General features: G+C 65.3%; 19 protein-coding genes. 8 read left to right on the top strand and 11 right to left on the bottom strand.

Features of this window, described 5'->3' with window-relative positions; all coding sequences use genetic code 11:
* Positions 1–44 precede the first annotated feature (44 nt).
* The 5 genes from CA234_RS08610 to CA234_RS08585 all read right to left on the bottom strand — a co-directional run bounded on the left by CA234_RS08610 (position 45) and on the right by CA234_RS08585 (position 2,941).
* Positions 45–575, bottom strand: coding sequence for a hypothetical protein (locus CA234_RS08610; RefSeq protein WP_126001400.1), 531 nt, complete (start codon positions 573–575; stop codon positions 45–47).
* Positions 576–628: 53 nt separating this feature from the next.
* Positions 629–1,030, bottom strand: a complete 402-nt coding sequence (locus tag CA234_RS08605) for a hypothetical protein (protein WP_126001399.1) — start codon at positions 1,028–1,030, stop codon at positions 629–631.
* Between the two features lie 100 nt (positions 1,031–1,130).
* Positions 1,131–1,694 (bottom strand): alpha-ketoglutarate-dependent dioxygenase AlkB, encoded by a 564-nt coding sequence (locus tag CA234_RS08600; RefSeq protein WP_126001398.1) that lies wholly within the window; start codon positions 1,692–1,694, stop codon positions 1,131–1,133.
* 439 nt (positions 1,695–2,133) lie between these two features.
* Positions 2,134–2,394: a hypothetical protein gene (locus CA234_RS08590; RefSeq protein ID WP_126001397.1), complete on the bottom strand. Its 261-nt coding sequence runs from the start codon at positions 2,392–2,394 to the stop codon at positions 2,134–2,136.
* Between the two features lie 25 nt (positions 2,395–2,419).
* Entirely contained in the window at positions 2,420–2,941 is a 522-nt protein-coding gene (locus CA234_RS08585; RefSeq protein ID WP_241213382.1) for an SOS response-associated peptidase family protein, read from the bottom strand.
* Positions 2,942–2,993: 52 nt separating this feature from the next.
* On the opposite strand from CA234_RS08585, the gene CA234_RS08580 reads away from it, so the two are divergent.
* The 6 genes from CA234_RS08580 to CA234_RS08555 all read left to right on the top strand — a co-directional run bounded on the left by CA234_RS08580 (position 2,994) and on the right by CA234_RS08555 (position 10,765).
* A complete protein-coding gene (locus CA234_RS08580; protein ID WP_126001396.1) occupies positions 2,994–3,602 on the top strand; it encodes an SOS response-associated peptidase in 609 nt (202 codons plus the stop codon).
* 1 nt (position 3,603) lies between these two features.
* The gene (locus tag CA234_RS08575) at positions 3,604–4,041 is read left to right on the top strand and encodes a DUF1810 domain-containing protein (protein WP_126001395.1); all 438 of its coding nucleotides are present in this window, start codon (positions 3,604–3,606) and stop codon (positions 4,039–4,041) included.
* Between the two features lie 155 nt (positions 4,042–4,196).
* Entirely contained in the window at positions 4,197–4,973 is a 777-nt protein-coding gene (locus CA234_RS08570; protein WP_206431137.1) for a protein ImuA, read from the top strand.
* Positions 4,891–6,738, top strand: coding sequence for a DUF6504 family protein (locus tag CA234_RS08565; RefSeq protein ID WP_126001394.1), 1,848 nt, complete (start codon positions 4,891–4,893; stop codon positions 6,736–6,738). The genes CA234_RS08570 and CA234_RS08565 overlap by 83 nt, the downstream gene beginning before the upstream one ends.
* The gene (locus tag CA234_RS08560) at positions 6,738–10,013 is read left to right on the top strand and encodes an error-prone DNA polymerase (protein ID WP_126001393.1); all 3,276 of its coding nucleotides are present in this window, start codon (positions 6,738–6,740) and stop codon (positions 10,011–10,013) included. Before CA234_RS08565 ends, CA234_RS08560 begins: the two co-directional genes overlap by 1 nt.
* Before the next feature lie 221 nt (positions 10,014–10,234).
* Positions 10,235–10,765 (top strand): DUF1993 domain-containing protein, encoded by a 531-nt coding sequence (locus CA234_RS08555; RefSeq protein WP_206431135.1) that lies wholly within the window; start codon positions 10,235–10,237, stop codon positions 10,763–10,765.
* 372 nt (positions 10,766–11,137) lie between these two features.
* Here the strand turns inward: CA234_RS08555 and CA234_RS08550 are convergent, their stop codons facing one another.
* From CA234_RS08550 to CA234_RS08530, 5 genes are read right to left on the bottom strand one after another with little or no spacing between them, the layout of a single operon-like run.
* Positions 11,138–11,632 (bottom strand): DUF2726 domain-containing protein, encoded by a 495-nt coding sequence (locus tag CA234_RS08550; RefSeq protein WP_126001391.1) that lies wholly within the window; start codon positions 11,630–11,632, stop codon positions 11,138–11,140.
* Positions 11,633–11,660: 28 nt separating this feature from the next.
* On the bottom strand, positions 11,661–11,861 hold the full coding sequence (locus CA234_RS08545) for a hypothetical protein (protein ID WP_126001390.1): 201 nt from the start codon (positions 11,859–11,861) through the stop codon (positions 11,661–11,663).
* A 43-nt stretch (positions 11,862–11,904) separates the two neighbouring features.
* Entirely contained in the window at positions 11,905–14,976 is a 3,072-nt protein-coding gene (gene mobF, locus CA234_RS08540; protein WP_126001389.1) for a MobF family relaxase, read from the bottom strand.
* Between the two features lie 3 nt (positions 14,977–14,979).
* A complete protein-coding gene (locus CA234_RS08535) occupies positions 14,980–17,283 on the bottom strand; it encodes a type IV secretion system DNA-binding domain-containing protein (protein ID WP_126001388.1) in 2,304 nt (767 codons plus the stop codon).
* Positions 17,273–17,563 carry a hypothetical protein gene (locus CA234_RS08530; RefSeq protein WP_126001387.1) on the bottom strand — a complete coding sequence of 97 codons (291 nt, stop codon included), beginning with the start codon at positions 17,561–17,563 and terminating at the stop codon, positions 17,273–17,275. Before CA234_RS08530 ends, CA234_RS08535 begins: the two co-directional genes overlap by 11 nt.
* 694 nt (positions 17,564–18,257) lie before the next feature.
* Here CA234_RS08530 and CA234_RS08525 point away from each other — a divergent pair.
* The gene (locus tag CA234_RS08525; RefSeq protein ID WP_126001386.1) at positions 18,258–18,476 is read left to right on the top strand and encodes a hypothetical protein; all 219 of its coding nucleotides are present in this window, start codon (positions 18,258–18,260) and stop codon (positions 18,474–18,476) included.
* Positions 18,477–18,588: 112 nt separating this feature from the next.
* Here the strand turns inward: CA234_RS08525 and CA234_RS08520 are convergent, their stop codons facing one another.
* Positions 18,589–18,813 carry a hypothetical protein gene (locus CA234_RS08520; protein ID WP_126001385.1) on the bottom strand — a complete coding sequence of 75 codons (225 nt, stop codon included), beginning with the start codon at positions 18,811–18,813 and terminating at the stop codon, positions 18,589–18,591.
* A gap of 781 nt (positions 18,814–19,594) precedes the next feature.
* On the opposite strand from CA234_RS08520, the gene CA234_RS08515 reads away from it, so the two are divergent.
* Positions 19,595–19,777: a hypothetical protein gene (locus CA234_RS08515; protein WP_126001384.1), complete on the top strand. Its 183-nt coding sequence runs from the start codon at positions 19,595–19,597 to the stop codon at positions 19,775–19,777.
* The last annotated feature ends 51 nt before the right edge of the window (positions 19,778–19,828 follow it).

Raw genomic sequence — 19,828 nt, 5'->3', positions numbered from 1 at the left:
GCGCTGGTCCGTGGCCGGTCTACTAGCGCTGGATGGTGGGTCGATTATCGGCGTAGGGCTGCGAGCGCGTCAGGTACGATCGTATAGACCGCCTCGCGCTGCGCCCCACGGTTTTCATGATCGACGCGGTAGCCTTGATAATGGCGCCGTAGCAGCCCGGCCCGAACAAGGTCCGAGACTGCCCGGCTGACGTTGCAACGACCCGAGCGGCGGACGCGCTCACGCACCTTCTGCTCGATGAGAAGATCGGCTTTGGTGGCATCAACAGGAAGCGCGTTCGACTTCTCGAGGTCCTCGCGCACCGCTTGGACCGTTGAGCGTCGGCGTGCGTCGCGCTGCGCCATCGGGACTAGACCGTCGCAAAGCCAATCCCGCACCGGCATCGCCGCGCCGTTGACAGCAACGCTCGGACCTGCCTGGCCTTTTTCGTCGGCAATCTCAGCGATCAGCTGAAGAAGCATGTAGGCGAACTTGGGTCGCTGCGAGGCGCCGGCGATCGTCGCCAGCAGCATCGGCGTATCCATGGCGCGCCTTGAAGGCCGCAGCTGGTCGAAAAGGTCTGCCTGATGGAACATAGCAGGAATCTACGCGACGCCGAGTCGCGTGTGAATCCCCTTTGTCGCCTTGCTCAGACTTTCTTGCGCGCCTTCGCACGGGTGAGCCGGCGAGCGTTGCGGTGGACAGGGGCGAGCGCCCTCCCCGCTGCCTTGGCGCTCCGCTCGATTATCGTCGCCGTGCGAGACGTCATGGTCCCGACCTCGGCCGGCGTAGCTGCACGGCCTTTGAGCGCTATGCCCATCATCATCTGCCAGTTAGCGATCGCCTGCGCTTGGACCGCCTGAAGATCGTCGACCGCGGAAGCCCCGGCCCTTGCGAATGCCGCGACCTTTTCCGGCACCATCCGGCTGAGCTCGGCATAGTCGCCGTTCAGGGGATCGCGCGACGCCGCCAACATCGCCTGTGATCGGGTCTCGATGACGGTGCGCGATGCATCGGCCATCTGCGCCATCTTCATGCCGGCGTCGGCCATCGCCTGCCCGCTACGCCACATGCCGGTCCAGAAGTCGAAAGGGGTCAAAGCCGTGCTCCGCTGGTGCTCCCCTCCTAACGACCAGCACTGCCGGATGGCTTCAACCCGGCTTCACCAAAGTACGAAATGTGATCGACCAACGCGCTTCTTCGAGCGCAGCGATGCTGTGTTCCCACAAATGGCGGGCCTCACCGGTCAGATGGTAGATCGAGCGCGGCAAGAGCGGCGCGATTGCGCGCGTAAAGCCGGCAGCACCGCGCTGCCGAAACCGCATCTGAGCCGTCGCGCCAAGCGAAATGCCGATGATGTGCTCGAACACCGGACGATCTCTGTGCCACCCGATGCCGGCACCCGGGTCGTAGCGGATGAGCAGGGCCTGGGCGATGTCAGTGGGCTCGAGGCCGGCGAAGGCGGCTGCGCGTATCTTGAGGGGTTCCAGCCATTCCGGGATCGGTTCGGCCGTCCCGAAGCGGCCGGTTTCGAAGTCGTAGGACCATCCATAAGAGCAGGTCAGCCGCTTGCCGGTCCATTGCTGGAAGCGAAACGGGGATAGCTCGGCGCCATCGATGTGGGCGATCAACGCCTGTTCTTCGGCTTGCGCGAGGAAGTCGGCTGCTAAAGCCAGACCAGGCAGCAGCGGCGGGGTGAACAGGTCGGTCTGCATCGCCCTGCTCATCGGCCGCCCTCAAGACCACCGCGGCCGCGCAATAGATTGCCGAGCGGACGCCCGTCCAAGCTGCAATGCGCCACAACGCGGTCATAGCTCCGTCGGCCGGCGTGGCAGGTGAGAGACCGCCCCATGACGATGCTAGCGAGCAATCGCTTCGCACGCTGGCCACCTGGCTCGTTCAGCTCCGGGGCGTCGAAGTCGGCGAGGCGCACCTCGATCCATCGGTCGGGCCGTCCCGCAGGTCCGATGCAAAGCCCGTCGCCATCGCCGACATAACGAACGACACCGGAGAAGGCGGCGCCGCGAGCGGGCAGAACACCCTCGCACGGATCGGCCAATGCGGGTGTCGCCCAGGAAAATGAGGCAACGACCACGCCGAGGACCAATGCCCGACGCAGATTAGGAAAGTTCGGCTTGAACCGTCTCGGATACATCACCACGGTATGTCGTCGTCCGTAATCGCATCGGTCGCCTCCGGCGCGGAGGGTTGGCTAGGCCAAAGGCGTACGCCCGCGTCGGCACGGCGCCTCAGCTCGGCTATGATAGCCACAGCCATGTCCCGATCGCCGTCGTAGTTCGCTATCGTTCGCTCGAATGACGCGGCGAGGTCGGCGGGGGATGTTTGAGGATATTCGAGCAGGATCTCATCGGCCTCTTGGGTCAGCCAATCTTCTACGTCCGCTAGCGCGTCCATGCTCATCCTCCTTTCTTTTCGGTGGTCACAGCGCGAGTTCCGATTGGCTGGTCCCGCCGCCTAGGAGCCGCTCGACGAGGAATGTCCGCTCTGGCGGCGTCTGCAGCAGGTCGATCTCCGGAACGGTAGCGTCGAGCCATTGCATCCGGTGCCGTCGTTCGATGATCGCGCCATGCCGTTCCTGGTAGCGTGCAACCTCCGCGTTCGCCGCGAACGTGATGATACGGAAGCTGAGCGGCCACTCGCCCATCGCCGGCTCCCAGATGGCGGCAAGATAGAAGAAGTTGCCGCTTTCGAGGGTCGCGCGGTAGCGCTTGTCCCCCACGCGCATGTGAAACTCGCTGGCTGGAACCAGGCAGCGATGGCGCGGGAAAGTGCGGCCCTCCGAGCGAACGAACCGCAACGAGGCACCATCGCTGAACCGGGGGTTCGACCCCCATGCCGCCTCGACCATCTCGATTTCGCTGGCGTCATCCGGATTTCGCCTGATGATGGGACGTCTGCCCCCCGGCGGGGCATCGATATCAAATGGTGTGGGCGACTCCATCGCGCCGGAACATACTGGGAACGACGACAGGTCGCAAGAAAGGCTGGGGCGCGTGTGCAATGACTATCGGCTTGAGGTGGACGTCGCCTCGATCATGGAGGACTTCGAAGACCTCAAGATCAAGATCAAGACCCCCGAAGGCACGCCAAACGTGGCAGCTCGTGAGGATATCAAGATCAGCGATTCAGCCCCGATAGTACGCGGTGTCGATGGCGAACGTGGCGTGGGCGAGCTGGTCAGTCGTAGATGGAGCTGGCCAGGGCAAGGCGGCAGGCCCGTCTATAACTTCCGCAGCGAAGGTCGCGAATTTTCCTCCGGCCGCTGCCTGATCCTCGCCGATGGCTTCTATGAGTTCACCGAACCGCAGCCAGGTCAGAAGCGCAAAACGAAGTGGCTGTTCACGTTGAAGGGACACGACTGGTTCTGCATCGCCGGCATCTGGCGCACAGCGCCATCCGGCGAAGCCTGGACCATGCTGACCATGGAGCCGGGTGAGGATGTCGCGCCATATCATCATCGTCAGATAATCCCACTGACACGAGACCAGTGGGCCGACTGGCTCGATCCGTCGGTGCCGGCGAAGGATGTGCTGCGAGCGTTGCCGAAAGGCAGCTTGCCGGTCACGCGCGTGTTCCCGGCCGCAGAACCGGCGCTGCTCTGACATGCCGGGGACCAACTCGCTCGACCGCTTCGTCGAGGCTCAGACCCTCAGCTACAAGACCGCGCTCGCCGAGATCCGGCGCGGGGCCAAGCGCTCGCACTGGATGTGGTATGTTTTTCCACAGTTCGCCGGGCTCGGGCGCAGTTCGACCGCGCAGCATTTCGCCGTCCGGTCGCTCGAGGAGGCCCGCGCTTATCTCGACCACGCCGTATTGGGTCCGCGCTATCTCGAATGCGTCGCTGCGCTGCAGGATCTCGCGACAAGCAATGCCGAGGCTGTGTTCGGCGACATCGATGCCACGAAGCTGCGCTCATCGCTCACTCTGTTCGAGGCAGCCCGTCCCAACGCGCTCATCGCCGCGGCGCTCGACCGTTGGTTTGGCGGCGAGCGCGACCCGTTGACGCTGCGGCTGATCGGGGACGAGGCGCCCACAGGCTAAGCCGCTACATGTTAACGCCCGAGAGACGGATAGCTTGGGCGATCGAACCCGCGAGTTGCGTATCGAAGTCATGCGGCTTGGTAATCAATCATCCGGCTTGACGAATCCCAAGAGTAAGCGGAACATAAAAGGAACAAGTGAGTCGATGCTGACCGATGCCCGTACCTTCGTCGTCCCCCGATCGGCCCGGTGCCGATCAAATAGCCGCGCTTCGCGCGCAGCTTGCGCAGGCCCAGAGCCAGCGCGGGCCGGTGCTGGCGTTCGGACTGGAAGCGGTCGATAGCCAGATTGCCGGCGGCGGGCTCGACGGCGCCGGGCTCCACGAGATAGCCGCTGCCACCGCCTCGCTGAACGACGACGCGGCCGCCACGCTGTTCGCAGCCGGTATCGCCGCCCGATTCGCAGCACAGCCAGGATTCACAGTGCTGTGGGCGCTGAGCCGCTATGACCTTTATGCGCCGGGGCTGGAACAGGTCGGGCTCGGCCCTGAGCGTATTTTCCACGCCGAGGCGGGCAAGGATGCCGAGGTGCTGGCATTGGCCGAGGATGCGTTGCGGTTCGGCTCGCTTGCCTGCGTGGTCGCCGAGGTGAAGTCGGCCGACCAGACCGCGACCCGCCGGCTCCAGCTCGCCGCATCGGATGGCGGGACGCCGATCCTGCTCTACCGCCGGCATCGCTCGCTCGATCGCTGTCCGCTCGGTCAGCCCTCGTCGGCGATGACCCGCTGGCGGATCGGCTGCGTGTCGTCAGCCAGGCTGCCCTACCCCGGCGTCGGTCGTCCGCGCTGGTCGGTCGAGCTGGTCCGGCAGCGCAACGGTAATCCCTTCTCCCTCGAACTCGATGCGTGTGATGACCAGGGTCGCCTCGCTCTACCTGCCCCAGCTCGCCATCGAGCGGTTGCGGCGGTCGGAGCGGCCAGCCAAGCTGCCTGAGGCGCTGCCGGCCCCCACACGCTCGAGGTTCGCACCGCCGATCGATGACGATCCTGGCGCCTGCTCGGTGCCGCGCGGCGGCGGCTGGCGGCCGGGCGCCCGCTGGGCGCTCGTTGATCATGGCGCCGCGGCCTGGCCACGCGACGGCGCTCCGCCGCGCGCGTCGGTCGAGGACGCGATCGCCTCGCTGCCCGCGCATCAACAACCGCCCAAGCGCATGCTCGGCCGGCGCAGCGAACCTGCCGATCATCCGTTCAAGGCAATGCCGCCCGACGAAGGTGCCCCGGCGCGCAGGCCTGCCATGCCGGCCCCGATCGCTCAGACATGGGGTCGCCCGACCGTCCTGATCGAGCGGATCGGCCAGAAGGACGTGTTGACCGCCACGTGCCCGGCCGCACTCGAGCTGGGCCTGCGCCCCGGCATGGCTGCGGCCTATGCGCGCGCGCTCGTCGCCGATCTCGACGTGCGCGACGCCGAGCCCGATGAGGATCGCGCTTGGCTCGACCGGCTGGCGCTTCATGCGGTCGGCCATTGGACGCCTTCCGCCAGCGTCGCCGGACCGGATGGCTTGTGGCTCGATCTCACCGGTACCACCCATCTGTTCGGTGGCGAGCCGCACTTCTGCCGCCGGTTACTGCGCTTCCTCCAGCGCATCGGCTTCACCGCCAGCATCGCGATCGCCGGCACCCCGGGCGCAGCGCATGCGCTGGCGCGCTACGGCGACAAGCCGGCCACCATCCTGCCACCTGGCACCGAAGCCGAGACCCTCGCCGACCTGCCGCTTGCCGCGCTGCGACTGACGCCGGAGGCGTTGCATGCGGCCGCCAGGTTCGGGCTGGAGCGGATTTCCGACCTCTATCCGATGCCGCGCGGTCCGCTCGCGCGGCGGCTCGGCATGGCGACGGTCACTCGCCTCGACCAGGCCCGCGGCATGGTCGCCGAGCCGATCGTCCCGGTGGTACCCTTCGAAGAGCCGCGCGTGATGCGCCGGCTGCTGGAACCGATCGGTACAGCTGAGGCGATCACCCAGGTGATTGGCGATCTCGTCGACGACATGGTGGCGGTGCTGCAGGCACGGGGGCTCGGTCTTCGCGCCGCGGTGCTGACCTGCTTGCGCGTCGACGGCGACGAGCAGCGTATCGGTCTTGGTACCGCGCGGGCAACGCGCGACGCGAAGCATCTCACGCGGATGCTAGCGATGCGGGTCGAACGGATCGATCCGGGGCTGGGTATCGAGGCGGTGGCGCTTGCCGCCCCGAGGATCGAAGATCTCGCACCGGTGTCGCTCGGTGCGGCGCTGGTTGGCGACGATCGTCCCGCCGACATCGCGCCGCTGGTCGACCAGCTTGCCGGACGCGTCGGTGAGGCCGCATTGTTCCGGGTTGGCGCAGAGGAGAGCGACGTACCCGAACGCGCGACCCGGCGGACAGACGTGCTCGCGACACCGGTTGGCTGGCCGACGTGGAAGCGGCCCGTGCGGTTGCTACGTCGACCAGAGCTGCTCGGCGACGTCGTCGCGCTGTTGCCGGATCAGCCGCCGCGGCGGTTTGCGTGGCGCGGCAGCGGCTATCGCGTCGTCGCCGGCGATGGCCCGGAACGCATCCATGGCGAGTGGTGGCGCAACGAGCGCGAGATGTGGGCGGTGCGGGACTATTTCCGGGTGGAAGCTGAGGGCGGTGAGCGCTTCTGGCTGTTCCGCCGCGGCGACGGCGTCGAGACAACGACCGGCGACCTCAGCTGGTACATGCATGGGCTGTTCGGGTGATGGAGAGGCCCGCGGCGACTTATGTCGAGCTTCAGGTGACGAGCCACTTCTCGTTCCTGCGCGGCAGCAGCTCGCCCGAGGAACTGTTCTCCGCAGCCGCGCTGCTCGGTCATCATACGCTGGGGTTGGTCGATCGGGGTAGCGTCGCGGGCGTCGTCCGCGGCTGGGATGGGCAGAAAGCTACCGGTGTGCGCATGATGCCCGGCGCCCGGGTCGACCTGACCGACGGCCGCGCGGCGCTGCTTTATCCGACCGACCGCACCGCCTGGTCGCGGCTGACGCGCCTCCTGTCGATCGGCAAGGCGCGCGGCGGCAAGGGCCGTTGCGTCCTCGACTGGAACGACGTCGCAGCGCATGCCGACGGGCTGGTGGCGATCCTCGTGCCGGATATGCCAGACGACGCCACCGCCGCTCGCCTTGATGAGCTGCGCGCGGTGTTCGGATCGCGCGGCTATCTCGCACTGTCGCTTCGCCGCCGGCCCGATGATGCCCAGCGACTTTACGAGCTGGATGCGATGGCGCGTGCTGCGGGCGTGCGGAGCGTCGCTACCGGGGATGTGCTCTATCACACCGGCGAGGCGCGGCCGTTGCAGGACGTGATGACCGCCATCCGCGAACGGACGACGATCGATGCGCTCGGGTTCCGGCGCGAGCGCTACATGGACCGTGACCTGAAGTCCCCCGCCGAGATGGAGCGGCGGTTCGCCCGATTCCCGGACGCTGTTCGGGCCAGCGCCGACATCGCGGCGCAATGCCGGTTCGACCTTGGCGAGATCCAGTATCAGTACCCGTATGAGCAGATCATAGCCGGGCGAACGGCGCAGGAGGCGCTAGCGGCACTAACCGAAGAGGCGGCCGCTCGCATGTTTCCCGGCGGCGTGCCGCAGGCCTATCGGTCCCAAATCGATCACGAGCTGAGATTGATCGCCCAGCTAGGTTACGCGCCCTACTTCCTCACGGTAAACTCGATCGTCGGCGAGAGCCGCCGCCGCGGTATTTTGTGCCAGGGTCGCGGAAGCGCGGCGAACAGCTGTGTCTGCTTCCTGCTCGGCATCACGTCGATCGATCCGATCAAGCACGAATTGCTGTTCGAGCGCTTCGTCAGCGGCGAGCGCAAGGAGCCGCCCGATATCGACGTCGATTTCGAACATGAGCGACGCGAAGAGATCATCCAGTGGATTTACGACACCTACGGACGTCACCACTCCGCCCTCACCGCCGTGGTGACCCGCTACCGTACCCGCGGCGCGGTCGCCGAGGTCGGTAAGGCGCTGGGCCTGCCGCGCGACCTCACGAAGATGCTGACCGGGCTCGTGTGGGGCTGGTCGGTCGACGGGATCACCGATGAGCAGATTGCCAGCCTCAACCTCAACGCCGGAGATCACCGGCTCAAACTGACGCTTCAGCTCGCCCGCCAGCTGATCGGTCATCCGCGACACCTGTCTCAGCACCCCGGCGGTTTCGTGCTGACCCAGGACCGGCTCGACGATCTCGTGCCAATCGAGCCGGCTAGGATGGAGGATCGTCAGATCATCGAGTGGGACAAGGACGATATCGACGCCCTCAAATTCATGAAAGTCGACGTGCTGGGCCTGGGCATGCTCGGCTGCCTCAACCGCGCGTTCGACCTCTTGGAGCAGGAGAAGGGCATCAGCGTCGGCATGGCCGACCTGCAGGACGATGACCCTAACGTCTACGCGATGATCCAGAAGGCCGACACGCTCGGCGTCTTCCAGATCGAGTCCCGCGCCCAAATGAACATGCTGCCCCGCATGAAGCCCAAGGAGTTCTACGATCTCACCATCGAAGTCGCGATCGTGCGGCCGGGACCGATTCAGGGCGACATGGTCCATCCTTATCTTCGGCGCCGCGAGGGCAAGGAGAAGCCCGAATATCCAAAGCCCGAGCTGCGCGCCGTCCTCGAGAAGACTCTCGGCGTGCCGCTCTTTCAAGAGCAGGCGATGAAGGTCGCCATCGTCGGCGCCGGTTTCACTCCGCAAGAGGCCGACCAGCTCCGCCGCGCGATGGCCACCTTCAAACTCACGGGCGGCGTCAGCCACTTCTATGACAAGTTGGTCAGCGGGATGGTGGCTCGCGGCTATCCGAAGGACTTTGCGGAAAGGACGTTCAAGCAGATCGAGGGTTTCGGTTCGTACGGCTTTCCCGAAAGCCATGCCGCCAGCTTCGCCAAGATCGCCTATGCGTCGTGTTGGATGAAGCACCATCATCCCGACGTGTTTTGCGCGGCGCTGCTCAACGCGCAGCCGATGGGATTCTACGCTCCCGCCCAGATCGTCGACGACGCCCGCAGGCATGACGTCGAGGTGCGGCCAGTGTCGATCAACCACAGTCACTGGGACTGTACGTTGGAGCCAACCGGCAGGCGCTATATGGCAGTCCGGCTCGGGTTCGGGCAAGTCCGTGGGCTCGCCAACGTTCACGGTGCCACGATTGCTGCGGCCCGCGGGCCAGCGCCTTACGAGAGTGTCGAAGAAGTCTGGCGGCGCGCCGGCGTACCCCGAGCCGCTATCGAGCGTCTGGCCGAAGCCGACGCATTCCAGTGCCTCGCTGAAAACCGCCGCCAGGGGCTATGGAAGGTGAAGGGTCTCGGCGAAGCGCCGTTGCCGCTGTTCGCTGCCGCTGACGCGCGTGAGGACAGGTTCTCGCCCGAGGGTCTGGAGCCGTCGGTGGCGCTCCGCGCGATGACCGATGGCCGCGAGGTGGTCGAGGATTACCGATCGCTTCAGCTATCGCTGCGCGGCCACCCGATAAGCTTCCTTCGCGGTCAGCTTGATACGATGCGCGTGATGCGCTGCGCCGATCTCCCGGCGGTGCGCGACGGCCGCAACGTAGAGGTCGCCGGTGTGATCCTCGTCCGCCAGCGTCCAGGTTCCGCCAAAGGAGTCCTGTTCATCACTATCGAAGACGAGACCGGTATCGCCAACGGCATCCTGTGGCCCGACCGGTTCGAGATTTACCGCCGCCAGGTCATGTCCGCCTCGATGATCGCGATGCGCGGCAGGGTGCAGAAGGAGGGCGAGGTCATCCACATCATCTGCGACCGCATCACCGACCATGACGACATGCTAAGATCCATCGGAAAGATGGATTTCACCGTTGCGCCGGGACGCGGCGATGGCGCCAAGAATGGAGCTGGTCCCGATCCGCGCGATCCGAGCTGGCCACCGCGAGGGCGAACGCTCGCCTATCCGCCGTTTAATGCCGTTCCGGACGAGGAAGAGCTGATGCGCATCCGAAGCCATGACTTTCATTGACCCTGCCGGAACCACGCCAACTCTCAGCTCTTCAAGGCTGTCATCAATGACACTTTACCTCTCGCTTCCGGGTAAAGTGTCACGGATGACAAACCGCTGCCCCGCGCTATCGTCATTGGGATGTTCCTGTAATTCTCGGCGCAAAGCATCGCCGAGCCTGGCAGGATGTTTCGAACATGCCGCCGCGCGCAGAGCGCATAGTCCGCATCAAGGAGAGTTACGTGTCCATCACGCTCTATGAAGCAATCATACCATCTCAGCTCCAGATCCTCGGATCGGTGCATCGTCTCCTGGGCAAGGCCGAGACGTTCTGCGCTGAGCGAAACTGGGCGGATGACGAGATCATTGACGCTCGCCTAGCGGCTGACATGAATCCTTTCGCTTACCAGATCAAATCCGTGGCTGTGCATTCCCTTGGCGCTATCGAGGGCGTTCGGCAGGGGCGCTTTTCGCCCGACCAAACCTTGCCGCCGGACAGCTTCAGCGGCCTCAACGAGCGCATCTTGGCCACCATCGCCGCACTTGAAGCCATCCGTCCGGAAGAGGTCGAGGCATTCATAGGTCAGGACATGTGTTTCGAGTTCGGAGATAACCGGATGGAGTTCACGGCCGAGAGCTTTCTGCTCTCGTTCTCGCAGCCGAACTTCTATTTTCACGCTACGACGGCGTACGATATCCTGCGCTGGAAAGGGCTGACGATCGGAAAAAGGGATTTCAACGGAAGGGTTCGCAAGAAGCCTGACGTCGCGTGATATCATACGATCCGCCGCATATTGATGACGCTTGGTGGAGCGACGCAGAAGTATCATGAGTCTGCTCGACCACCGCTTCGAGGGCCCGTGGTTATCGGCCGGCTGGAATATGATCGGCTGCGAGGCGCTTACGATTATGCCGCCGCGAGCACGATGCCCGGGGTCCTCTCAGCACTGCAAATCTTGGCTGCTAGGGTTCGACGCGGCGAGACCATCTGACTGTTTGACCCGGCTACCTCCAGCACGTTCGAGGCGATCAGGATCGTCGCGCTCAAAGCGTGTGTCGCCGCTCACTTCCCCTCAATGGCAAGTCTGGACCGGATCGATGCCGAGCGATGATTGCGCGGGTAACGGACGAGGAGGTCGTGCAGCTCACTCCCCGCCCCGCAGATGACCGACTGCGGTGACTGCCGCTGCGACTGTCGGACGAGCTGACTTAGGAATGCGGATCGTTGTGTAACCCGCCCCCGCCGTCATCGAGTCACGGAGGAGGTCCTTCGCGGCATCGTGCGAGCGATCATCCAGTTCGACCAAGGCAACGACCGTTCCAACCGTTGGATCGACGATCACAAAATCGACAATCTTCTGAGAGAACGCGTTGCGATCGGCTGGATTGAAAGTTTTGCCCGGCCGGCGCGGAGCAGCCAGCAATGCGCCCATGGCGACCTGAGCATGGATTCGATACATCGGCAGCACATGCTCGAGTGCCTTGAGCATCGCCTGCTCGCGCGCGGTGAGGAACGGCTTCGCAATCGGCGCCGGCGATCCACCGACACCTTTGACGAGCGCGAAGAGCACCGCGATGCAGGCCAGAAAGATTATGGCGGCAAACGGCGCGCTGCCGAGCTGATCGATCAGACGTGGCATAGCTTGATCTCCCTTTCAGAATCGCGCGTCAGAACCAGCCGTCCTTGCGCCCCTCATTGCTATCGCGCAGGCTTCGGCCGTCGACGGCGGAGCGGCGGATCTCGAGTTCGACACCGTCACCCTTCCGCCGGGTCCGAAAGTCGGCATTGCTCAAACCGTTACGCCGTGCGTAGTCCTCGGCCGCCTTCTCGCTGCCGAACTTGCCGCCTTCATCGAACTCCCATCCCATCGGTCGTCTCCTTCGTCTGCCGGCACCGCGCCGGCTGTTACCTTCACAAATCGAGTCCGAGGCTGCGCTCCGGCAGCGGCGGCAGCAGGTCGCCCTTGTCGGGCTTGAGGTCTGCCGGGGCCGTGAGGTCGCCGCTCTTCGATGCGGCTGCGGGCGCGGCGGCCGGCGTGAGGGCTCCGTCCGGAAGGGGCGGCAAGTCGGCGAGAAGGTCGGCCGCGTCGGCCAGATTGATGCCGTCGATCGGACCGGGATCGAACTTTGCCGGCGCGGCTGACCCCTTCTTCCCGTCGATGTCGATGCGGCCCAGCGTCTCGAGTGCCGAGGTCTTGTTGCCGGGATTGAGGTCGAGCTGGCGCTCCAGCTTCCCCTTGTCGTCGACCACCATGACGAGCTCGTCGCGCACACGGGTGACGCCGACATTGAAGAGCCGCTGGTTGGACAGGTTGCGCTCGTGGCTGTCCATGACCGTGATGGCTTTGTCGGTCGTGATGCCTTGCGCCATGTGCATGTTGAGCACGTAGGCGAGATCGAGCCGCGACAGCATCGGATCGCCGAGATCCAGCGTGAGAGTCTGCTTGCCCGCTGTTTCGACCGTCACCCCCGCGGCGTCCACCGACAGCACGCGCGCGAGAGCGGCGTTATGAAGGTCGCGCGGCTTGTCGTTCGCGGTCCAGCGGATGCGGTCGCCCTCGCGGACGTGGAGGTCCTTCTTCTGGGTAAGTTCGAGACGATCCCGCTTCTCGGTGGGCGACAGGCTCTGGGGATCGAAGCGGATATGCCGCCGCCCGTCGCTGAGCTCGACCTTGCCGCCCGGCAGCATGCGGGTGACGTCGTAGCGCCCCTGCTTGAGACCGATGTCCTGCGCGCCGCCGCGGCCGACGTCGAGCGTCTGGCCGACCTGATAGGTCGAGGCATAGCGCAACTCCTCGCGTGTGAGATTGACGCGCTCGTAGACCGTGAGGTGGATACCCTGCCCGCGCACCGTTCCTTCGGCCGCAAGCCCATCCTGGATGCGTTGATTGATGATCGCGCGCGACGCGCGGCCCGACGCGAACACGGCGGTGGCATCGCGGTCTTCGGCCGATAATGCGAGCCACATGCCGGCCGCCGTCTCGGGCGCGCTGGCGCTCTCATGAACATTGTCGCCCAGCACCTTCATCGCCTCGCCCGCGCGGCCGACATTGGCGAGCGCGGCGACCGTCCGCAGCGTGTCGGTACGCTGGCGGATGTTCTCATCCATCCGCGCCATCGTCCCTCCGGCCGCCTGGATCATCGCGAATGATTTGCCGGCGTCGATCGAGGAGAGCTGCTGACGATCGCCGACCAGCACCAGCTTGTCGACGCCGAGCGCCTCGGTGATCCGGTGCAACGTCAGCATGTCGCTGCTCGAAACCATCGAGGTCTCGTCGACCACCAGCGAGGCGCCTGCCAGTCGGGCCCGCGCTTCCTCGTATCGGGGCGTATCGCGCTCGGTGACGAACCGTTCGTTGGCGAGGACGAAGGACGCGATCGTCTGGCTCTTGATGCCGGCACCCTCGGCCAGGTCCGCGACCATCTTGTTCTGGAACGCGAGGCCGAGCACAGTTCGGCCCTCGGCTTCAGCGATCCGGGCCACTGCTTGCAGCATCGTCGACTTGCCGGCGCCGGCGACGCCCTGGATCGTGACGGTGCGGTCGGGCGACGACAGGATCAGCGTCGCGGCGGCGAGCTGGCCGGCATTGAGCGGCCGATCGGCGACGCTCTGCAGACGCTCGGGTGCAGCACTCGCCGAGACGACCGGGTCTGCCTTGCCGGCCCCTGCCTCGACGCTTTTCAGGATCGCTTCTTCGGTGCGCAGCGCTTCCTGCGTGGTCACCATCTGGACGCCCTTGTCGCCGGGTCGCGCTACCCCGGGAAGAAGCTGGCGGGTCTCGATGAGCTCGCCGATCCGGTGCTCGACCGTGTCGATCGTGACGCCCTTCAAGCCGAGGTCCAACGCAGTCTTCGCGAGCAGATGGACGTTGAACGCCGCCTCGCGCTCCGCCAGGATCCGGACCGCCGACGCGACCGCGAGCTGCGAGCGCGCAACCGCCGGCGACTGGGTAGCGCGGGCGAGCCCGCTGTCGACGAGAGGATCGCGTGGGCGCAGGAGCCCGCCGAGCGACGTGCGAGCGCTCGCGATCGCATCGCTCACCGCGCGATATCCGCGCTCGATCGGCCCCGCCCCGAGACGCTGGCCGGCGCGGGCTTCGGCTGCGGCGAGGAGGCTCTTGCCGTCGAAGCCGAGCCCCGCCGCCTTGTCGATCCAGCCTTTAACGAGCCCGTCGCGGTCCTCGACGTTGAGCTTGGGATCGCGGGTCGTGGTGGTGACGCCGTCGCGACCCTTGGCCGAGACGATCCCGAGCGCGGCAGCTTTTTCCAGGATCGCCTCGCGCCGCTGGCTGAAGGCATCGATCACCGCTTTCGGCACGCCCGATATCTCGAAGGTGCCGTGCTTGCCCTTCAACTCGACCTGGTAACCCAGCTTCTCCAATCCAGCTCGCAGATAGGCGTGGTAGATGGCGCCGATCGTCGCATTGTGGCTCCAGATCTTGTCGGCATGAAGCGCCTGCCATTTGCCGTCCGGCATCTGCGTCAGGTTGGCGACTACGGCATGGACGTGGGCCTGCGGATCGAGCGCGCGGCTGGTGTCGTGCTGGAAGAGTGCATAGACGAGATTGCCGGTCTGGACCGGCACCTTGCGCCCCTCGACATCCTTGCGCCCCTCGGCGAGATTCTTTTCGACCCACGCCATGGTTTTCTGGACGGCTGCCATGTTGGCGGCGAGCACGCGCTTGTCGCCGGCGACATAGGCCATGACCGAAACGGACTTCGGCGCCGAGAAGGTGAGATCGAGGCCGTGACGGCGGTTTTCGACCTGTGCCACGCCCTCGCCGCTTGGCAATATCCCGCTCAGGACCGCCTCGAATGATTCCCGCGAAACCTCGCCTTCCAGGCCGAGCGCCTCGGCCCCTGCCCCGCTCCAGCTGTTGACCTCCGAGGCGCCGTCGGCGGTGTAGTAATTGTCCTTGAAATCGTCCTTCGCGAAATAGTTCGCGGCACCGGATGCGGAGCGGACCGAGGCGATCGAGTGCATCGATCAAATCCCCATGTCGAGATCGCTGTCGTCGCGGCCGACGGCGATGCCGTGGCGGAGTTCAACTAGCGTCTGGTTCTCGACCTGGCTGATCTGTGGCGGCGCGGCGCGACCGTCGCGGCGCTCGTCCGACGAGCGGTTTGCTGGCTCGTGTCCCTCCGCCTTCTCGCGTGCCGCCTGGGCCTTGTCGGCAGCGTGGCTGGCGGGGGTCGACTGTTCGTTCTTGTCGTCGGCACGCTGCGCCGCCCGATCGGCTTCCGTGATTTGCTCGGCGGCAGGCATCTGCAGGATCCGCGCCGCCATCTCCTTGGCGAGATTGGTCGTATCGACCACCTCATCGACGATCTGAACGGCGCCGTCGCGACCGCCCGCCTCACCCCCCTCGTCCGCGAATGCCTCCTCGCCGCGGCGCGAGCGGACGGGCTGCATGGAGGGTCTGGCGACAAACCCCGGTGCGACCTGGGGATAGTCCTTCCACTCGAGCAGAATGCGCGCGGCCGGGAAGCCGTCCGGGAACTTCACGAAGCCGTGCATCGAAGGCAGGTTGGTGATGTCGTCGGCGATGACGAGCGGTTCGACCTGCTTCCTGGGTGTCAGCGTCGAGGCGTCGCGATTGTTGTTGTAGCCGTAGCTGTAGGCCTCATCCATCTGGCGGACTTCACGGTTGCCGATGTAGCGCGCGCACTGCTCGGCTGTGTCGAGGTCCGCGGTCGCGAGAATGAGCTTCGAGCGGGCGAGCGACGCGAGATTGCGGGCGCCCTGTTCGCCATAGACCTCGACCAGTTTCTCGAAGCTGTGGATGCCCAGGATCATGGCGCCGCCGAACGCGCGGGCGGTCTGCAGGCCGTTCTCGATGGCGGGCAGTTTGTGGAGCGCGCCGAGCTCGTCGAACATGAACCACATCCGCAGCGAGCGGGTGCGCGGCATGGTCATCAGGCGATTGATGCACAGGTCCATCCAAAGCGTCAGCAGCGCCCGGTTCATGGGCAGATCGACGTAATTGGAGGTGATGAAGAGGATCGCGCCGGGCTGCTTTTCGCCCGTGATCCAGTCGCGGATCGAGAACTGCTCGCCCTCGTCGGGGAGGAAGCGCAGGACCTGCGCGTTGGTGTTGAACACGGCGCGGATCGACTCTGCCATGCGAGCGGCTTCCGGGGCGGTCAGTGGATCGGCGATGGTGTTGGCGAGGAAGCGGTGGACCCGCTTGAGATCCGCGGTCATCAGGTTCTCGGACAGCGCCAGATTGGTGGTCTGACCCCGCTCCTGAAGCCGGATGCACATCTCGATGAACAGTGTGCGTGCGGCCAGCGCCCAGAAGGGTTCGGAGGACCCGCCGTCAGAGGGAATCAGCGCGGCCGCAGCGGCGGTGAATTCGCTGTGCGTGCGGCAGTCATTGAAGATCGACCAGGCCGGGCAGCGCTGGTCCATAGGATTCAGGATCGTGTCGCGGGTGGGGTCGAAAAAGGCTTCGACATAGGCACCGGTCAGGTCGAAGATGACGGCATTGTCCCGGCGGTCGCGCATCTGCGCGACGAGGCTGCGAAGCTCGGTGGTCTTGCCCGATCCGGTCGTCCCGATCAGCATCGTGTGAGACTGCTCCATGCGGTGCGGGTAAGGCACGCCGGCGAGCGAATAGGGGTGGTGAATGCCGCCCGCCTTTCGCTCCTGAAACGTCAGCCTCAGCACGGCCTTCGGCGAGAGCGCGGGAAAGAATTTGCGCGCATCGTCCTCGAAGCTGGCGAGGTTGTGCTGGGCGATTTCGGATTGAAGCACGCCATTTTCGACGAGCATGGCGCCACGTTCGTGCCGCTCCTGAAGGATCGTCTTGCCCCTCCGGCGCGAGAGATCGATGAACCAGATCGCCAGCGGCGCGACGACGAAAAGCGAGACCAGCAGAGATCCGATCAAGGCCCGCATCGTCGTCGCCCAAGCCTGCTGGACCTCGGGGATGAACGGCACTGCCGGCATGATCGTGCGCATGATCTCGCCGTTGGGCAGCGTGACGTTGACGCGCTTGTTCGGGTTGAGCTCGATCCAGTTCCAAAGCGTCGCGTAGAGCTTCATGCAGACGAGCTGGAAGCCATGCTCGTCGAGGCGGAATGACAGGATCGCGAACCAGGCAAGAAGGAAGGCAAATAACCATGCGATGACGGGCAGCCGGGCGCCCGAAAACCACATCAGCATTTCGTGGGTCAGGAGCTGGGAGCCGCGGGTGAAATTGCCGGAGTTGCGCTGCACGCGACCACGCGCGGAGTGGTGAGTGAGCGGGATGTTCTGCCCATTCGAGCGGATGTCCTCACGCGCCATGATATTGCACCAGGCGCTTGTCGGTCTCGGCTACAAGACGGTCGCGCAATTCGGGGTATTGTTCGCGGATGATGACATCGAGCGCGAGCTGCTGAAACTCGCTGATGCGGGCCAGGCGGCGCTGGCTGGCGGTCAGCAGATCGGAGGAGGAGAGGAAGACGTCGAGCGCCGACCGGATGATGTCGGCGACGGTCAGCTTCTGATCGGCTGCGATCGCGCTGAGACGATCCCATTGGGAGCGCTCCAGGCGAATATTGTAGTGCCGATAATTGGTAGCCAAGACCAACCTCCTAGCAGGGAGGCTGGTGGGGACTGAAGAATGGCGACGCTTATACCTCGGCGGCAGGGCAGCGACAAGCCGGTCTTCTCACCCGCCCGCGCCGTAGTCTCGGGTAGTACCAGAGAATGGCGGAAATCTGCGACTTTTACGCTCCCCCGCCACCGTACTACAGCGTACTCCCCTTCCCTTCCGCGCTAAGCCGTTGTGCAGCAACGGAAACCCTGCACCTTCAGGTGCGTAGGGTGTGCATCTCCTATGGGGCCGATCGTTGGTCCCGGTCCCGATCCAGTGATGTTGGGAAGTGCCCGCTCCCGGTTCCGGCGGGGCATGAGGCCGCCGCCAGGCGGAAGTGCCGGCGGGAAAGCGTCGAGCCCTCGGGATGTCCGGCCAACCGTGGCGTGCCGGCGCGAAAACTACGGGCTGTTCCCGGGCGTCGCAGATGCAATTGCGGCCGAAGACGCCATTGACCAGGCGAGGATCGTGACCCGCATGGGCGGAGACGAGGCGCCAGCCTCGGCTCCGTGAGGTTAGGTCGCTTGTCGGCCTGAAGGGTCGGCACGGGACCTTAGCGAATAGAGCCGTGTTCGGGCGCCAGCCCGATCCGCCCAAGCTCCCTGAAACGCCTTTCGGGCCGCGCCTGTCATCGGTATAACGGACCGGTTCATAGCCCGATTAGCCTTCACAAGAGGCAACTATGGCAAAGACCTTGGAACAGGAGCGTTTGGCGCTCGAGGAAGATGAGCGCCGGCTAAATGAGCGGCGGCGAAAGCTGGAGGAACGCGAGCGCGAGCAGGCGATCGCGACGGTCGAGAAGTCGGGCCTGCTCAAGCTCGATGCCAGGCGACTGGCGGACCTCGCCGATCGCATCAAGCGACTTGGTATCGAGGAAGTCGAGAAACGATTGGCGGCCTGAATCCGCACCTGCCGCGGCATCGCCGCGGCGCGGTCATGGGGGGTTCGATGCCCCCCATGACCGCACCTCTCCAAGCAAAAAAGGGGGAGAGGCCGCAGCCCCTCCCCGATGCTCAGAATTCGTCGGACATGCGTCCCGGAACCGTGTGTACGACCCGGTCGATGAGCGTCATCGGCAGCGCGTCATAGTCGCCCTCGTCGATGGCGACGTAGCGCCCGTCACCCTCCTCGATGACGTGCTGGTCGAAGAAGCTGTGAAGCGCGCGGCGCTCGGCGAATGCGAGGGCGGCGAGGTAGTTGGCGGCGTCGGCGTGGGCGGCGGTCGAGATGGTCTGCATGGAAGCCTCCTGTCGTCTTGAATGACAGGGGAATGGCCGTCGTTGAGGGAGCCGCCGGGTCAGGGACGCCGGCAACGCCGGCGCCGCGCAGCGGCGGTGGGGGTCACGATTTTTTTCGGCGGCCACTATCGCCGAAGGGTGGGGATCGGCCTCGATTCGCCGAAGAAAATGGTGGGGCCCCGCCGTCCTTGACGCGGCGGCTCCCTCAACGACATCCTTGGAAGTCTGTGAGAGATTTTTATCCCCCCGCTTGGGGACCGGCGGGAGGCCGTGATGTGTGCGACTGGTTCCCTGCCGTGATGCGGGGCGGCGTGCCGACCGGCCACGTTCCGGCAGCCTGATCGGGGTCTCGGCGGCGGGCGAGCCATCCGGCTCCAGCGTGCTGCCAGGTGCGCGCCCTTGCGGGGAGAAAGCGTTAACCGAACCGCGTCAGAAGCCCGGCGGTTAGTTCTCCGAGGTCACCGTGGCCGGTGGCCTCGGCAGGCCGTCGCCTGTGTCTTCGATCCACAAATTTATGGTTCGATGTCCGGCCACATGTTAGTCCGCTCGGGCGCTGCAAAACGGGCGGCGCCGGGACTGGTAATCCCGTCGAGAACGGCAACTCGGGGTGAGTGATCACGCCGGGGTGCCTGCGCATATGTCCAGGTGCCTCGGCACTAAAAGCGTAGGCGCATGTCTCGACGTGTTACCAGCCCCGGCTCCCGCGCCTAGCGCGCGGGAGTTGTTGGCTGGGCGCACCGCCGACTGCCGCTGGAATCACCTTCGCGCTCGGGATCGGGACATGGATACGAACCCGTCAGAGCAGGTCGTCGCGCGTGCGCTGGCGCTGGCGCTGCTGCGCCAGTCGCTGGTCTATCTCGGGACCGCGGAGGAGGTCGCGGCTGCCAGCCATACGCAGCGCGCGATCGACTCTTTGCTTCGCCAACCGGTGAGCGAGGACGACCGAGCATTGCCGCGGAACTGAGGGCCGGCTGCGACCGGGATCTCGGGCCCTCCAAGCAAAAAAATGGGCGCG

Source organism: Sphingomonas sp. ABOLE, from assembly GCF_003950455.1.
In the GTDB taxonomy this organism is placed as follows: Bacteria; Pseudomonadota; Alphaproteobacteria; order Sphingomonadales; family Sphingomonadaceae; genus Sphingomonas; species Sphingomonas trueperi.
Note: the sequence above shows the minus strand (reverse complement) of the source record. Positions and strands in the feature narration are given on the sequence as shown.

Bases quoted from the DNA above. Each gene is read 5' to 3' on its own strand.
- CA234_RS08520 (WP_126001385.1), bottom strand. From the start codon at position 18,813: ATGCAGACCATCTCGACCGCCGCCCACGCCGACGCCGCCAACTACCTC.
- CA234_RS08610 (WP_126001400.1), bottom strand. From the start codon at position 575: ATGTTCCATCAGGCAGACCTTTTCGACCAGCTGCGGCCTTCAAGGCGC.
- CA234_RS08585 (WP_241213382.1), bottom strand. From the start codon at position 2,941: ATGGAGTCGCCCACACCATTTGATATCGATGCCCCGCCGGGGGGCAGA.
- CA234_RS08570 (WP_206431137.1), top strand. From the start codon at position 4,197: ATGCCCGTACCTTCGTCGTCCCCCGATCGGCCCGGTGCCGATCAAATA.
- CA234_RS08600 (WP_126001398.1), bottom strand. From the start codon at position 1,694: ATGCAGACCGACCTGTTCACCCCGCCGCTGCTGCCTGGTCTGGCTTTA.
- CA234_RS08590 (WP_126001397.1), bottom strand. From the start codon at position 2,394: ATGGACGCGCTAGCGGACGTAGAAGATTGGCTGACCCAAGAGGCCGAT.
- CA234_RS08515 (WP_126001384.1), top strand. From the start codon at position 19,595: ATGGATACGAACCCGTCAGAGCAGGTCGTCGCGCGTGCGCTGGCGCTG.
- CA234_RS08525 (WP_126001386.1), top strand. From the start codon at position 18,258: ATGGCAAAGACCTTGGAACAGGAGCGTTTGGCGCTCGAGGAAGATGAG.
- CA234_RS08550 (WP_126001391.1), bottom strand. From the start codon at position 11,632: ATGCCACGTCTGATCGATCAGCTCGGCAGCGCGCCGTTTGCCGCCATA.
- mobF (WP_126001389.1), bottom strand. From the start codon at position 14,976: ATGCACTCGATCGCCTCGGTCCGCTCCGCATCCGGTGCCGCGAACTAT.
- CA234_RS08565 (WP_126001394.1), top strand. From the start codon at position 4,891: ATGACCAGGGTCGCCTCGCTCTACCTGCCCCAGCTCGCCATCGAGCGG.
- CA234_RS08575 (WP_126001395.1), top strand. From the start codon at position 3,604: ATGCCGGGGACCAACTCGCTCGACCGCTTCGTCGAGGCTCAGACCCTC.
- CA234_RS08560 (WP_126001393.1), top strand. From the start codon at position 6,738: ATGGAGAGGCCCGCGGCGACTTATGTCGAGCTTCAGGTGACGAGCCAC.
- CA234_RS08535 (WP_126001388.1), bottom strand. From the start codon at position 17,283: ATGGCGCGTGAGGACATCCGCTCGAATGGGCAGAACATCCCGCTCACT.
- CA234_RS08545 (WP_126001390.1), bottom strand. From the start codon at position 11,861: ATGGGATGGGAGTTCGATGAAGGCGGCAAGTTCGGCAGCGAGAAGGCG.
- CA234_RS08605 (WP_126001399.1), bottom strand. From the start codon at position 1,030: ATGGCCGACGCCGGCATGAAGATGGCGCAGATGGCCGATGCATCGCGC.